Here is a 431-nt window from a genome sequence, read left to right as displayed (position 1 = left end):
GTATCAGGTTCACCAGTAGGTGAACTGGTACAAGTCAACTACGTTTCGAATGGCGCCACACTGAAGGTTACGTATGTGGATACGGACAATGGTAACGCCGTTGTTGGCACTCCTGAGACGTTGACTGGTAAAACTGGTGAGACTGGACAGTACAAGGTGACAGTTCCAACAGGCTATATTCTGGCCGATGGACAAGAAGGCACAGTCGACTATACTTTTGCCGCCGATCCAGCAACAACAGATAACCTGACCATTAAGTTGGCACACCATCTGACGACAACGGATACGACTACGACGACTCGGACCATCAACTACACGGTCAATGGGAAGACAGATGGTGCTCCTGAATCAGTTGTTCAGACCGTCAACTGGACAATCACGACAGATGATGTGAATGGCGAGATCAAGTCAGCGACACCTTCTACAGACTA

Annotated in this window: 1 protein-coding gene; it reads left to right on the top strand. The window is 49.0% G+C overall.

The window, feature by feature from the left end:
• Window positions 1-75 precede the first annotated feature (75 nt).
• A partial coding sequence (locus tag FC75_RS11465; protein ID WP_156403626.1) for a mucin-binding protein occupies window positions 76-431 on the top strand: 356 nt, incomplete at its 3' end.

It is taken from the genome of Lacticaseibacillus camelliae DSM 22697 = JCM 13995 (assembly GCF_001436615.1).
Taxonomy (GTDB): Bacteria; Bacillota; Bacilli; order Lactobacillales; family Lactobacillaceae; genus Lacticaseibacillus; species Lacticaseibacillus camelliae.
Note: the sequence above shows the minus strand (reverse complement) of the source record. Positions and strands in the feature narration are given on the sequence as shown.